At 64.7% G+C, this 11,487-nt stretch carries 13 protein-coding genes; 5 read left to right on the forward strand and 8 right to left on the reverse strand.

Annotated elements, in window-relative coordinates; all coding sequences use genetic code 11:
- Positions 1-103: 103 nt before the first annotated feature.
- A complete protein-coding gene (locus DBZ45_RS05165; RefSeq protein ID WP_111902861.1) occupies positions 104-844 on the forward strand; it encodes a maleate cis-trans isomerase family protein in 741 nt (246 codons plus the stop codon).
- A 129-nt stretch (positions 845-973) separates the two neighbouring features.
- Here DBZ45_RS05165 and DBZ45_RS05170 read toward each other — a convergent pair whose 3' ends face one another.
- Complete coding sequence (locus tag DBZ45_RS05170) at positions 974-1,726, reverse strand: maleate cis-trans isomerase family protein (protein WP_223256935.1); 753 nt, start codon at positions 1,724-1,726, stop codon at positions 974-976.
- Positions 1,727-1,815: 89 nt separating this feature from the next.
- On the opposite strand from DBZ45_RS05170, the gene DBZ45_RS05175 reads away from it, so the two are divergent.
- Positions 1,816-2,295, forward strand: coding sequence for a RidA family protein (locus DBZ45_RS05175; RefSeq protein ID WP_111902863.1), 480 nt, complete (start codon positions 1,816-1,818; stop codon positions 2,293-2,295).
- Between the two features lie 7 nt (positions 2,296-2,302).
- Here the strand turns inward: DBZ45_RS05175 and ehuA are convergent, their stop codons facing one another.
- Genes ehuA through ehuB form a run of 4 tightly spaced genes read right to left on the reverse strand, consistent with a single transcriptional unit; the run spans position 2,303 to position 5,378 of the window.
- Positions 2,303-3,118, reverse strand: coding sequence for an ectoine/hydroxyectoine ABC transporter ATP-binding protein EhuA (ehuA, locus tag DBZ45_RS05180; RefSeq protein WP_111902864.1), 816 nt, complete (start codon positions 3,116-3,118; stop codon positions 2,303-2,305).
- The gene (gene ehuD, locus DBZ45_RS05185; RefSeq protein WP_111902865.1) at positions 3,102-3,758 is read right to left on the reverse strand and encodes an ectoine/hydroxyectoine ABC transporter permease subunit EhuD; all 657 of its coding nucleotides are present in this window, start codon (positions 3,756-3,758) and stop codon (positions 3,102-3,104) included. Before ehuD ends, ehuA begins: the two co-directional genes overlap by 17 nt.
- Complete coding sequence (gene ehuC / locus DBZ45_RS05190; RefSeq protein WP_111902866.1) at positions 3,755-4,453, reverse strand: ectoine/hydroxyectoine ABC transporter permease subunit EhuC; 699 nt, start codon at positions 4,451-4,453, stop codon at positions 3,755-3,757. The genes ehuD and ehuC overlap by 4 nt, the downstream gene beginning before the upstream one ends.
- A 31-nt stretch (positions 4,454-4,484) precedes the next feature.
- A complete protein-coding gene (ehuB, locus tag DBZ45_RS05195) occupies positions 4,485-5,378 on the reverse strand; it encodes an ectoine/hydroxyectoine ABC transporter substrate-binding protein EhuB (RefSeq protein WP_111902867.1) in 894 nt (297 codons plus the stop codon).
- 197 nt (positions 5,379-5,575) lie between these two features.
- Between ehuB and DBZ45_RS05200 the strand changes: the two genes are divergently transcribed.
- Both DBZ45_RS05200 and DBZ45_RS05205 read left to right on the forward strand, forming a co-directional pair.
- Positions 5,576-5,893, forward strand: coding sequence for a hypothetical protein (locus tag DBZ45_RS05200; protein WP_111902868.1), 318 nt, complete (start codon positions 5,576-5,578; stop codon positions 5,891-5,893).
- Between the two features lie 81 nt (positions 5,894-5,974).
- On the forward strand, positions 5,975-6,280 hold the full coding sequence (locus tag DBZ45_RS05205) for a putative quinol monooxygenase (RefSeq protein ID WP_111902869.1): 306 nt from the start codon (positions 5,975-5,977) through the stop codon (positions 6,278-6,280).
- On the opposite strand, the gene DBZ45_RS05210 is transcribed toward DBZ45_RS05205, so the two are convergent.
- The 3 genes from DBZ45_RS05210 to DBZ45_RS05220 all read right to left on the reverse strand — a co-directional run bounded on the left by DBZ45_RS05210 (position 6,253) and on the right by DBZ45_RS05220 (position 10,850).
- Positions 6,253-8,418 (reverse strand): hypothetical protein, encoded by a 2,166-nt coding sequence (locus tag DBZ45_RS05210; RefSeq protein WP_146617457.1) that lies wholly within the window; start codon positions 8,416-8,418, stop codon positions 6,253-6,255. The genes DBZ45_RS05205 and DBZ45_RS05210 overlap by 28 nt on opposite strands.
- Positions 8,419-8,940: 522 nt before the next feature.
- The gene (locus DBZ45_RS05215; RefSeq protein ID WP_223256936.1) at positions 8,941-10,023 is read right to left on the reverse strand and encodes a TM2 domain-containing protein; all 1,083 of its coding nucleotides are present in this window, start codon (positions 10,021-10,023) and stop codon (positions 8,941-8,943) included.
- A 410-nt stretch (positions 10,024-10,433) separates the two neighbouring features.
- Positions 10,434-10,850 carry an ester cyclase gene (locus tag DBZ45_RS05220; protein ID WP_190243020.1) on the reverse strand — a complete coding sequence of 139 codons (417 nt, stop codon included), beginning with the start codon at positions 10,848-10,850 and terminating at the stop codon, positions 10,434-10,436.
- A 183-nt stretch (positions 10,851-11,033) separates the two neighbouring features.
- On the opposite strand from DBZ45_RS05220, the gene DBZ45_RS22900 reads away from it, so the two are divergent.
- Positions 11,034-11,354 (forward strand): YegP family protein, encoded by a 321-nt coding sequence (locus DBZ45_RS22900; RefSeq protein WP_190243021.1) that lies wholly within the window; start codon positions 11,034-11,036, stop codon positions 11,352-11,354.
- Positions 11,355-11,487 lie beyond the last annotated feature (133 nt).

The raw sequence follows: 11,487 nt of genomic DNA on the forward strand, positions 1-11,487 counted from the left end.
TCACTATTGTCAACAATCCTACGTCCCTATCTTTTACCGGCCGCTTTTCGTATGATTGTCCACAATCCACGGGAATGGCCCGCGGCATTTCAAAGGAGAATTAATGGGAGTCACCGTTGGCATGCTCTACCCGGGCTTCGGCGCCGAAGACGATTACCCCTACATGGCGGAGCTCCTGGGCGGCGGCGTCAGCCTGCCGCTGGTCCACACCTCCGTGGGCGTCGACGCTCACGAGGTGCAGGCCCTGCTGGACCTAGGCAAGAGCGAGCGGCTGCTCGAAGGCGCGCAGTCTCTGCGCGCAGCCAAGCCCGACGCCGTGATGTGGGCCTGTACGTCCGGCAGCTTTGTGTTCGGCTGGGACGGTGCGCACCAGCAGGCCCTTGAGGTCCAGGAGGCGCTGGAGGTTCCCGCGTCGTCCACATCGCTTGCGTTCGTGGACGCGGCAAGGGCCCTGGGCCTGGAGCGCGTGGCCGTGGCGGCCACCTATCCCGAGGATGTGTCCCGGCATTTCGTGGCTCTGCTGGGCCACTGCGGAATTGAGGTGACCCAGCTCGTGAGCCATGACATTCCCACGGCGGCACTCGCCGGCCAGCTTGACCGTGACGGCGTGCTGGATCTCGCGCGCAGCAACGACAGCCCCGACGCCCAGGCCATCCTGATCCCGGACACCGCCCTGCACAGCGCCCGCTGGATCACCGATCTGGAGGCAGCGCTGGGCAAACCTGTCCTCACGGCAAACCAGGTCACCGTGTGGCAGGGCTTGCGCCTGGCCGGCGCCCTGCAGCCCTGCGACGCACTCGGGCACCTGTTCCAGGCCACTGCCGGCCTTCCCGTCGGCGCCTGACGCCGCACAAGCAGGCCCCGGAGAGCCGGGCGAAAGCCACCAAAGGCGTCCCAGGCGGAGCAGCAAATTCCTCCGCCCGGGACGCCTTTTGCACACCCGCGGGCCACCCTGCGTCGCCCTGCAGCGGTCCTAATCCCCGCCGTCGGACCCCGCCAGCAGCCGCTGGCCCGGACCCACGGCAGCCTTTCCAAGCCGCGCAAGGGCCGCCCACGCAGTGACCTGGTTGGCGGACAGCACCGGCTTGCCCAGTTCCCGCTCCAACGGGGCAATGATGTCGTACGTGGGCAGGTTGGTGCAGCTGATAAAGACGACGTCGGCCTCCGGCACATCCGCAGCCCGGATCAGTTCGCTGGTGGTCCGGTACGGCACTTCCCAGATCCCGCCCCCCAGGCCCAACCCCGCCTGCGACACGACGGCATGCCCCGCCTCTTCGAGGAAGTCACCCAGCCGGAGCGTCAGCTCCGCCACATACGGGGTGATGACCACCACCCGGGACACCCCGAGATAATTCAGGGCCTCCAGCAACGCCTCCGACGTGCTGACACCCTGCGCCGAGCTGGCGGCCTCCATCACCTTGGAGATACGGCGGGCGCCAGCCACGCCGTTGACGAAGCTGCCTGAGGTGCACGCGTACGCCATCACCTTGGGGCCAACGGCGCTCAGGTTTCGGGCCGCCGCCTGCACGTTACGGTCGTCACTGACGTCCTCGGCGAGCTCCAGGCTGACAGGCTCATCCAGGAACGGCGTCCGGGTGAAATAGAGGGACACATCCCCAGGCATCCAGCGCCAAAGCTCACGGTCCAGTGCCATGTCGAAGGGACACACCACACCGATCCCCGCCTGACGCGCCGGCCCGGCCTCATCCCGCATAAAACTTTCCATTCTCTTCCCTTAGATTAGTAGATTGTTGACAATAATGAGCGTCTTGCCTAGTGTCCGAAGTGACCACCGCCGTCGAAGGAGTAGCGCAAATGCAGCCCCAGAACCACCGCCATGACAACCACGAAAGCCCCCTTGCCGCCGTCGAACGCCAGCTTCCGGAACCGCCGGTTCCGGTGGCGAACTATGTGCCGGTGCGGCAGGTGGGGAACCTGGTATTCACCTCGGGACAGACGCCCCACCGAAACGGCGTGCTGGCCGTCCGCGGCAAGCTTGGTCGCGAGGTCAGCATCGAGCAGGGCCAGCAGGCCAGCGCCGCGGCCGTGCTGAACTGCCTGTCCGCGCTGCGCCAGCACCTCGGGTCCCTGGACCGGATTCTCTCCGTGGTCAGCCTCACCGGCTATGTGGCCTCCGCCGACGGGTTCGTCGACCAGCCGGCCGTGATCAACGGCGCCTCGCTGGTCCTGGAAAAGGCCTTCGGCGACAAGGGGCGCCATGCCCGGGCCGCCGTCGGTGTTGCCGAGCTGCCCGGGCACGCGCCCGTTGAGATATCGCTGATTGTGGAAGTCTGAACCCCTGCTAGTGCTGCAGGACGGCCCGGAGGAAAGTCCGGGTCCGCTCCTGCTGCGGGTCCTTAAAGATTTGCGACGGCGGTCCGCTCTCCACGGCTCCGCCGTTGTCGAACATCACCACCCGGTCCGAAATCTCCTCGGCGAACCGCATCTCGTGGGTGACCATGAGCATGGTCATGTCCGTGGTGTGGGCCAGGTTCCGGATCACGTTCAGCACTTCGCCGATCAGCTCCGGGTCCAGGGCCGACGTCGGCTCGTCGAACAGCAGAACCTTGGGCCGCATGGCCAGCGCCCGGGCGATGGCCACCCGCTGCTGCTGGCCGCCGGACATCTGCGGCGGCGTGTGGTTCATGTGCTTGCCCAGCCCCACGAGGTTAAGCAGCTCCGACGCCCGCTCCCGAGCCTCTGCCTTGCCCATTCCCAGCACATGGATGGGGGCCTCGATGACGTTCTCCATGGCCGTCATGTGCGGGAACAGGTTGAATTGCTGGAACACCATGCCGATTTTCCGGCGGGTTTCGCGCAGCTGCTTCGTTTCCCTGGCCTTCTGGCCAGGTGCGACGTCCCACAGCATGTCCCCGTCCACAGTCACCAGTCCCTCGCTGGGGGTTTCCAGCGTCATGAGGATGCGCAGGATGGTGGTCTTGCCGGACCCGGAGGGACCGATGATCGAAACCTTCTCCCCCGGGGCGACCTCGAAGTTGAGCGACTTCAGGACCTGGTTGGACCCCCAGTTCTTGCTGACGTTCTGGAACCTGACGATCGGGCCGGGAGCGGACCCGGCGTCGGCGGACAGGGGTTGGGGTTCAGTGCTGGGGCGCATAGCGCCGCTCCAATCTGTTAACGAGCCGGGAGGCCGGGTAGCTGATGGCCAGGAAAAGCAGGGCGGCCAGGGTGAGCGGTTCCAGGTAGCGGAAGTTCGAGCTTCCGATCGCCTGGGCCGTGGCCATCAGTTCCACCACGGTGATGGCCGAGAGCACGGCGGAGTCCTTGAACATCTGGATCAGGTAGTTGCCGAGCATGGGCACCACGGTGCGCACGGCCTGCGGCAGGATGATCCGCCCCCAGGTGCGCGCACCGGGGAGGCTGAGCGCCGTTGCTGCCTCCCACTGCCCCTTTGGAACGCCCTGGATTCCACTGCGGTAGACCTCCGCCATATACGCGCTGTAGTTGACTCCGATCACCACCACGCCCGTGGCAAGGGCGTCGAAGCTGATGCCGTAGGCGGGGAGCACAAAGAATGCGCAGTAGGCCTGGACCAGCAGCGGCGTCCCGCGGACGAACACCACGAAGAAAGACACCACGGGAGACAGCACCGGAATGGCGAGCCTCCTGAGCACCGCGAAAACCAGGCCCAGGACAGCCGCGAGCAGAGTGCCCAGCAGCGTGATCTGCACGGTGACCCACAGCCCCTCAAGCAGCAGCGGGAGAACCGAGATGGCAAAGTCGTTATCCCAGATCATGCGGCACCCACCTTCATAAGACGGCTTTCCTTGCGCTGGGCCGCGAGCGCCTTCCGGTCCAGGGCGAACCGGCGCTCGAGCCAGCCGGTCAGCAGGGTCAGCAGGCAGGACAGGACGAAGTACATCACCAGGATGGTGAGGAAGATCGCCGTCGTCTGTCCCGTGGTGCTGCGGATCATCTGGGCGCGGAACGTCAGGTCCGCCACGGTGACCAGGGAGACCAGCGAGGTGTTCTTCAGCAGGTCCACCATGACGTTGCCGAACGGCGGCAGCATCGCGGGAATGGACTGCGGGATGATGATCCGGCGCAGCCGCAGCGCCGGCTCCATGCCCAGGGCGATGCAGGCTTCAGTCTGGCCTTTGGCCCGGCTGGCGATGGCGCCGCGGACAACCTCGGCCGCGTACGCGCCCTCATTCAGGCCGAGGGCCAGGACCGCCGCGGTGAGCGGGTGGAGCTGGATTCCGAAGAACGGCAGGGCGAAGAACAGCCAAAACATCTGCACCAGCAGCGAGGTGCCGCGAAACACCTCAATGAAGACGCCGGCCGGCCAGCGCAGGAAACGGTGGCCGGACAGGCGGGCCAGCCCCGCGGCGAACGCGACGACCAGGCACAGCGCCCCGCTGAGCACGGTCACCAGGATGGTGGTCAGCAGCCCCTGCCACAGCAGCGGGGCGTATTCGATTACGGCGGACATCCGCGACTCCTTTTCCGGGCTGTCATCCGGATCACCCCGCGGTCTTGCATAGCTCCTCGGCGGTGACGCCTTCCACCACGGTCGCGTCGAAGCCCCACTTGGTGAGGATCGTGGCGAACTCCGGGGTTTTCTTGAAGGCGGCAAGCTCCTTGTTGTAGGCCTCGTGGAACGCGGCGTCGGCGTTGCGGAACGCGGCGCCGGAGCCGGTGCGCGGGGCGTCGTCCACCGGCTTGCTGATGTCGAAGCTGGCATCGTCCTTCGCCAGGGCCTGCAGCGACAGGGTGGGCAGCATGAAGGCGTCGGCCCGGTTCGCCTTGAGCGCCTCAAGGCCACTGCGGCCGTCGTTGATCTTCACCTGCTGGGACGCCGGGACATTGGCGGACTGGAGCACGCCCTCCTCGAAGCCGCCAGGCAGCACGGCGATCCGCAGGGACTTGTCTGCCAGGACGTTGGCCACGGTGGTGATGCCCTTCGGGTTGCCCTTGGGGGTTGCGAAGGACTCCGTGGAAACGATGACCGGCTCCGAATAGAGGACCTGCCCGCAGCGGGACTGCTTCATGAACAGGCCGGCCGCGATGACGTCCCAGCGGTTGGCGTTGAGGCCGGGAATCATTGATTCATAGGGCGTGACGATTCCCTGCACGTCGTCGATACCCAGGCGTTTACAGACGGCGCGCAGCACGTCAGGCTCGCAGCCGGTGACGTTGCCGTCGGCACTGACCTGAGTGTACGGCGGTTCATTGGCGATGCCGACGCGGAGGAATCCCTGGGACTTCGCTGTCTCCAGGAGGTTGCTCGCGGCGCCCGAGGCGGGTCCGCCGACGGCCACGCTGGAACAGCCCGTGGCCCACCCTGCCACTGTGGCCCCGAGGACCGCGACACCCGCGCCGCGCAGGACGTTCCGCCGTGAAATGTTGCCGGTCATATGTACTCCATTCACCCGGGCTCGCCGGGGTTAATGAGATGTGTCAGGTCGATGTGACCCGTGTTACACAAACCTAGGATTGGGCAGTACGATTGTCAACAATAGGAATGTAAAATCCGATTTACCGTCATTTCACTTTTAGCCGCAAGCGGCCGACGGCAACCGCCCCTGCCCCGTCAACTTCGAGGAAGAAGCACATGAAGAAGCGCATCCAGCTCCATCACACAGCCGGCACGGCGGCGGGCGGCTCCGCGGGTTTCGGCGGCTGCCCACCTGCCAGCGATTCCCCCAGCCCCAGGACCGGCGACCATTGCCCGGCCAATGGATGGTGGGCCCCGCTCACTGACGGAGCAGCCGTTCACTACATCACGGAGGGAAGCATCATGCCTACCGTCGGCGGAAACCCCAGCAGATGGAAGCTCGTTGTCCGCCATCTCCATCGGGAGCAGATGCCCAGCTACGAATTTCCGCCGGCCGGATTCGCCCTGGACAGCATCGATCTGGACACCATCTAAGGCGTGGCCCCGCGGAGCTAACCCCTCGGCACACGCAGGACAGGCGTAGCATTTCCTCACGGAGATCGATGGGAGCTACCAATGATCGTGGTTCGATTCCTGGTCAGGTGCCAGCCCGGCAAAGCCGACGAAGTCATGGCTGTGCTTCGGGACGTTGTCCGGCCCAGCCGGGCCCTGGACGGCGTGGTCAGCTTCGACATCGGCCGCGACGTGACCGATCCCGACGTCTTCATAGCCACGGAAGTGTTCGAGGACCGGGCTGCCCTCGACCGGCAGGAGTCCCTTCCTGAAGTGGCCAGGGCGCTCGAGATTTTCGAAGGCTCATTAGCAGCCGAGCCCGAGGAGACGATCTTTCATGTCTACTCGACGGAGCCCGTGGAAGGCTGAACGGCGGGCGTCTCCGGGGGCGTCTTCTTCAGCTGGCGCAACCACTCCTTCAGCGGCGCGGCGTCCGGGGCTATGAGAACCCGCTCCTCAATGGTGTTCCGCAGCCTTTTAACGAAGGACTCGTCAACACTCGTCGTGTCCGCATATGGAATTTCTTCTGGACGTTCAATGCCGTACTGCAGAAGCGCCCCAATCACTTCCACCCGGAACTTCTGCGCCGACTTTGTCGCTTCCCAGGACGGTACTGCCTCGGCTCGGCGGACAAAGGTTGCCAGCCGAGACAGGCGCTTGATCACCAACGGGTTTACTTGGAGGTAGGCGCTGATGTCGCTCTGTCCCACCTCATGTGCGTACAGGTCGCGTGGTCTTGCTATCCCTGCTTTGCGCAGCTGCTTTTCGTAAGGCTCGAACGCCTCCAGCTTCCAGAAGTCCTGCCGCGGAGTCACCCCGAGGAATTGCAGGAAATCAGGGTTCTTCCGCAAAACTGCGAGCTCCGGGTCCTTCCTGGCCCAAGCCGTTAGCCCTGGATCCCTAAGTGCATACCTGAGGCGACCTTTCACCTCCTCCACAGCTGCTTCGCCCCTTCTCCTCGCTATGCTGCACGCCGCGTTGTAGGCGGTTCTGGGTGCAATGGAGGCGAGCGCTGCAGTGTGCAGGTCACTGTGCTGAACGGCCTTCTCAGGTGAGGTCTCATCGAGGTCCCGGTATGCGAGCGCCGCATCCAGACGCATCGCGTACGCCCAGGGACCAGGCACATTAAGACGCCGGGATGGCTCAAGTTTTCGCACCAGATTCCCAGCAATTTCCCGTCCGGGCCGCTGCAACTGCAGAAAGGCGGAAGAGTCGGGAGGCAGGTTCAGCACCATGCTGAGGAACGTCAGTTCAATGCGATACAGCAGCGGCGTGTAGCCGGCTGCAGATTTTGCTCGGCGGTCGATGTCATTCCTGATTTCATTGGCCATTCCTAGCAGCCAGTCCGCGTAGGTCTTGATGGTCTCCTTATCGGTACTTTCCCGGAACAATGCGTGTTGCAGAGCCACCTCGGCGAGCATATTTCCCGCGTCATGGTCGACAGCGGCACCCAGCAGTCTCTTTGCCCTTTCGTCTGCCATGGTGGTGTCGGTAGTGGCTACGTAATGGAGTCCGAGGCTCCGCCAATCTGTGGCCCCGCATAGACCGTCAAACCCGTGATGCTTCTTTGCCAGCGTCACGAGGATGTACGCTGCCGCCATCTTGTGCAGCTCCAACTCGGCAGCGCTATTTGTCGTCGTCGGCGTCGTTGCCTTGGCATCCGTGCCGGGCTTTTTACTCTGCCCGTCGGCCAGCTGTAGCTCATTTCTGTCAATCGTGACCGCGCCAACACTCGCTCCGTTTCGCGCCATGGATACGGTCATCGAGTCTTCATTGGATGAGGACACCACCACCCGCCAAGGCGTGACGCCGAATATGGAGACCACGAGCTTCTGAACTGCAGCCAGTACCTTGTTGGTAAAAGAGACGGGCATGGCGTTATCGGCCAGCGCCGTCACGTCCGCCCCTTCCGGAACTTCCAGTCCCCGGGGAGCATCGGCGCCAAGCTCATGCAGGAGGGCACCGATCTGGGAGACATCGACCTTGCTGGTTTCGCCCTTCGTGTCGCGCACATCCAGCGTCAGGCGCAGCCGGCTGCTCAAGTAAACGGCCAAGACAACAGAGCCGAGAAAGGCCAACAGCGCACCCGCCGCCATCTGCCCGAAGGACTTCCCTTCGATGGCATTTGCATTCCACTCAGGCGCCAGCACGATCAAACAGGAACCGAACAGAATGAACGCCAGCCCGGTAAGTGCCAAAAGGGCCCGGTCCGCCGGACTTTTCCTCGCCCCGGCTATTTTAGGCAGCAGGACCAGCAGCCTCCCTAGCACCAGGAACCCAGCGACGAGGCCCAGCAACGCGAGTCCAGCCTTCGAAAGGGGCGATATCCACTCGGCGTTGAATCGGTCCCAGTTGGCGCCGGCCTTCTCGGCCGGGTTCTGCGGTGGGGCCGCTGGCGCGGGCTGCGCTGCCGCGCGGACGGCCGCAAGCCGCTCCTGCTCGCAGGCCGTCGTCGCAGGCAGAGCGGGGCTCCGCCCCTGGCCGCGGACTTTTTCGATCAGGGCCAAGGCGTCCGCAGATTTGCCTGCCTTAGTCAGACCAGCGGCTTGGGCACACAAAGGGCCAAGATCTTCTGCGGGTGTAGGCGTGGGCACCGGACTCGGAGTGGTTTGTGCGCCGACAGTTGCGCCCACTGCCGCGGCCGGCACGGTTCCAGCCACCGTCAGGCAAATCATGACCAAAGCCAGCAGGACACCAGGAACCGGGGCCCCGGCGTTGAAGGACCGGTGTCGCTCCGATTTAGATATTGAATTTGTCTCGGGTGCCGAAACAGACGCCTTCGAAAGTTCCCTGCCCATGTATGTCGCCAGCCTTCGCGGCCTACACACTCATTGCGCGGCTCGCACGGTTATTCTGCGCTCAGCAGGGCCAAAGGGAAAGACGGCAATACAATGTAGGGCTTCCACTGAGTGGTTTCGACAAGCTCAACCAGCGGGCCCCTCTTCTCGACGCGCTCAACCACCGGACGCAAAAGGCCCCGCGGACCAGGCACGAGTGCCGGGTCCTGCGGGGCCCTCAGTTGCGGAACGCTACTTCGCCGCGATGGTCCAGTCGCCGTCGGAGTTGACCTGGACGAAGCCGGGGGTGAGCTTCACGGTGCCGCTGTAGTCGCCGATCTTGTTGACGGGCAGCTCGGGAACCTCGCTGCCGAAGCCCTGCACCACGAAGCTGCCTTCACCCTTGTTGGTCACCGCAGCCTTGTCGCTGAACGCATCCCAGTAGATAACCATGTCGCCGTGACCGCTCACTTTGTCCGTTGAGGTGGGAACGCTGTCGATGTCCTCGATCTTCAGTGTCCACGCGGAGTTGGCGCTGATAGCCAACTCGGTGGTGGCGGCGGTGCTGGTGTCCACGAGGTGCGACCCTGCGTACGGGCCGACGGCGTTGACCAGGAGCATCTCATGTCCGTTCGTTTCCAGGACCGTGTTGCCGCTGCAGGCCTTGCACGTGAACGTCACCACAGCGGGGACGCCCTTGAGGTCCACGGTCTTGACGGCGTTGCCGGTGCCCTTCAGCGTCTGCGCCCCCAGGCGGGGACGGTCTTCGCCTGCAGCTGCTTCCCCGCTGGCCGCCGGATCCGCCGAGGGATCCGAGGCGGGGCTCTCCGTCGTGACAGGAGCGGCGGTGACGATTGGCGGAGTGGTGGCCTGCCGGACAAGAGCGGCGGCGGCCATCCCGATGAACACGCCAACCACCAGGTTGACCACCAAAAAGACAATCGTGACCACAACAGCCAGCTTCTTGAGCTGCGCATACCCTGCCAGCGGCCGGCCGTTCTTGTCCGTCTGCTTCCCGGCCAGCGTAATGACCAGGTCCACCAGCGCCCACCAGCCCAGTCCGCCCAGCGTCAGCAGCTTGGCGATGCCCGTGCCGGTCTTGCCGAGATAGAACCGGTCCACGCCCAGTACGCCCAGGAGCAGCGAGAAAAGCCAGGTGACCAGGAAGGACTTCTGCGGTTCCGCCCCAGGCTGCCCCGGGAAGGACCCGTACTGCCCCGGATACGCCTGCCCCGCGTTCTGCCCGTCCAACAACTGCCCGTTCGCATACTGCGGCGCCCCGTAGGTGGTGTAGTCGGAGGGCGGCGGTGGCATGGTTGGGCCGGGGTGGCTCATTGCGGTCCTTTCAGGGCAGGCGACGGCAGGGGTCGCCGAGGTGGCGGAGTGAGGAAGAAGGGTGGGCAGTGCTGAAGGGGGTGGTGCAGTAGGGTGGGTCGAGCGGAATCCACCTGGAACAGGAACGCCGCGTGAGCGCGACCTGTGGTGGATAACACGTGGCTGGACGGCGGGCAGGCGGCTCGGATAGCCCGTTTTGCTTAAGGCTTTATGGCTTGCACATCTGCTGCTGTCCCCCAGGTTGACGCTTCGGCGTCACCGCCCCCTGAAGGGATGATACAGGGCTTCGGGTTGGCACACGGGGAGGCCGCGGCGCGTCCCGGACGACGCGCCGTGAGAGACGCAAGACGACGGCGCGCGTCGCCCGCCGTCGTCGTACTTCTTGTCTGTTTCGGGTCGCTAACCAGGCCCTACTTTGGCACGGCTCCAATCTGCTGCATCAGGCTCATGGTGTCCGTCGATCCCCAGTGCTCGGCCACCTTGCCGTCCTGCACCCGGATGATGTCGATGCCCGAGAATTCCACCGAATTGCCGGTGGCCGGCACGCCCGCGAAGTCGCCCTGGTGCGTTCCCGTGAGGACGCTGTGGACTGCTTCCAGGTTGCCCTCGGCCAGAGCGGGTTCTGCCGTCTTGACCGCCAGATCCGGAAAGGCGGTCCGGATGGCGTTCACATAGAACTTCACGCCCTCCTTCCCCGGCGGCTGCCCCGGAAAGCCCTCCTCGTGATCGACGACGTCGTCCGCCACCAGCTCGTCGATGAGCGCCAGGTTTCCGCCGGTCAGCACCTCGTTGTAAAACCGCTTGATCAATCCTTGTCCGCCAGCCATCTCCGTCTCCTTTGAGCTTGTGGCCGTATTCGGCAGCTTGATCTTCCCACCGGCAGCTCGGCGCAACAACGGTTAATTGCTTTCCGGATTCCGGCGCTCATCCGGGCGGTCCTTCCGGGCAGGAATGGTCCAAAATAGGCGTAGGGGACATGCCAGCAAGGTGCACGATCGGAGGGGTTTGTCATGGCCGGCTACTTTGAAATCATCGATGCTCCGGACGGCGGCTTCCGCGTCAGGCTTCTGGACGCGACCGGCGGCCTGGTGGCCGTTTCAGTGAACTACCCCACCAAAGAGGCTGCCGTGGCGGGGATTTCCTGGACCAGGGAAGTCGCCGGGACCGGCCTCATCCGCGACATGAGCCGCGGCGGGCATGGGGAACTCATCATCCCGAAGTCCAGGGCCGCCCACGCGACCGTGAGAATCCACTCCCATACGCGGTTCCCGGCCGCGGACCATGGGACTGCCGGCCGAGGGGCTGGGGTCCGAAGGGCCCGCTCGCTCTGAGGGATGACGGAAAGACGGGCCGCCCGGCGGTGTGGCGGGCCGGTCCGCTGATGCCGCTGTGCTGTTGAAGACATGACGCGGGGCGGACCTCGCACTAGGGTGGATTCCACGGCTGAAGACACCCGGCCTTGGA

This window comes from Arthrobacter globiformis, assembly GCF_003261175.1.
Classification (GTDB): domain Bacteria; phylum Actinomycetota; class Actinomycetes; order Actinomycetales; family Micrococcaceae; genus Arthrobacter; species Arthrobacter globiformis_A.

Bases quoted from the DNA above. Each gene is read 5' to 3' on its own strand.
- ehuA (WP_111902864.1), bottom strand. From the start codon at position 3,118: ATGCGCCCCAGCACTGAACCCCAACCCCTGTCCGCCGACGCCGGGTCC.
- DBZ45_RS05205 (WP_111902869.1), top strand. From the start codon at position 5,975: ATGATCGTGGTTCGATTCCTGGTCAGGTGCCAGCCCGGCAAAGCCGAC.
- DBZ45_RS05175 (WP_111902863.1), top strand. From the start codon at position 1,816: ATGCAGCCCCAGAACCACCGCCATGACAACCACGAAAGCCCCCTTGCC.
- DBZ45_RS05215 (WP_223256936.1), bottom strand. From the start codon at position 10,023: ATGAGCCACCCCGGCCCAACCATGCCACCGCCGCCCTCCGACTACACC.
- ehuD (WP_111902865.1), bottom strand. From the start codon at position 3,758: ATGATCTGGGATAACGACTTTGCCATCTCGGTTCTCCCGCTGCTGCTT.
- DBZ45_RS22900 (WP_190243021.1), top strand. From the start codon at position 11,034: ATGGCCGGCTACTTTGAAATCATCGATGCTCCGGACGGCGGCTTCCGC.
- DBZ45_RS05220 (WP_190243020.1), bottom strand. From the start codon at position 10,850: ATGGCTGGCGGACAAGGATTGATCAAGCGGTTTTACAACGAGGTGCTG.
- DBZ45_RS05170 (WP_223256935.1), bottom strand. From the start codon at position 1,726: ATGGAAAGTTTTATGCGGGATGAGGCCGGGCCGGCGCGTCAGGCGGGG.
- DBZ45_RS05200 (WP_111902868.1), top strand. From the start codon at position 5,576: ATGAAGAAGCGCATCCAGCTCCATCACACAGCCGGCACGGCGGCGGGC.
- ehuC (WP_111902866.1), bottom strand. From the start codon at position 4,453: ATGTCCGCCGTAATCGAATACGCCCCGCTGCTGTGGCAGGGGCTGCTG.
- ehuB (WP_111902867.1), bottom strand. From the start codon at position 5,378: ATGACCGGCAACATTTCACGGCGGAACGTCCTGCGCGGCGCGGGTGTC.
- DBZ45_RS05165 (WP_111902861.1), top strand. From the start codon at position 104: ATGGGAGTCACCGTTGGCATGCTCTACCCGGGCTTCGGCGCCGAAGAC.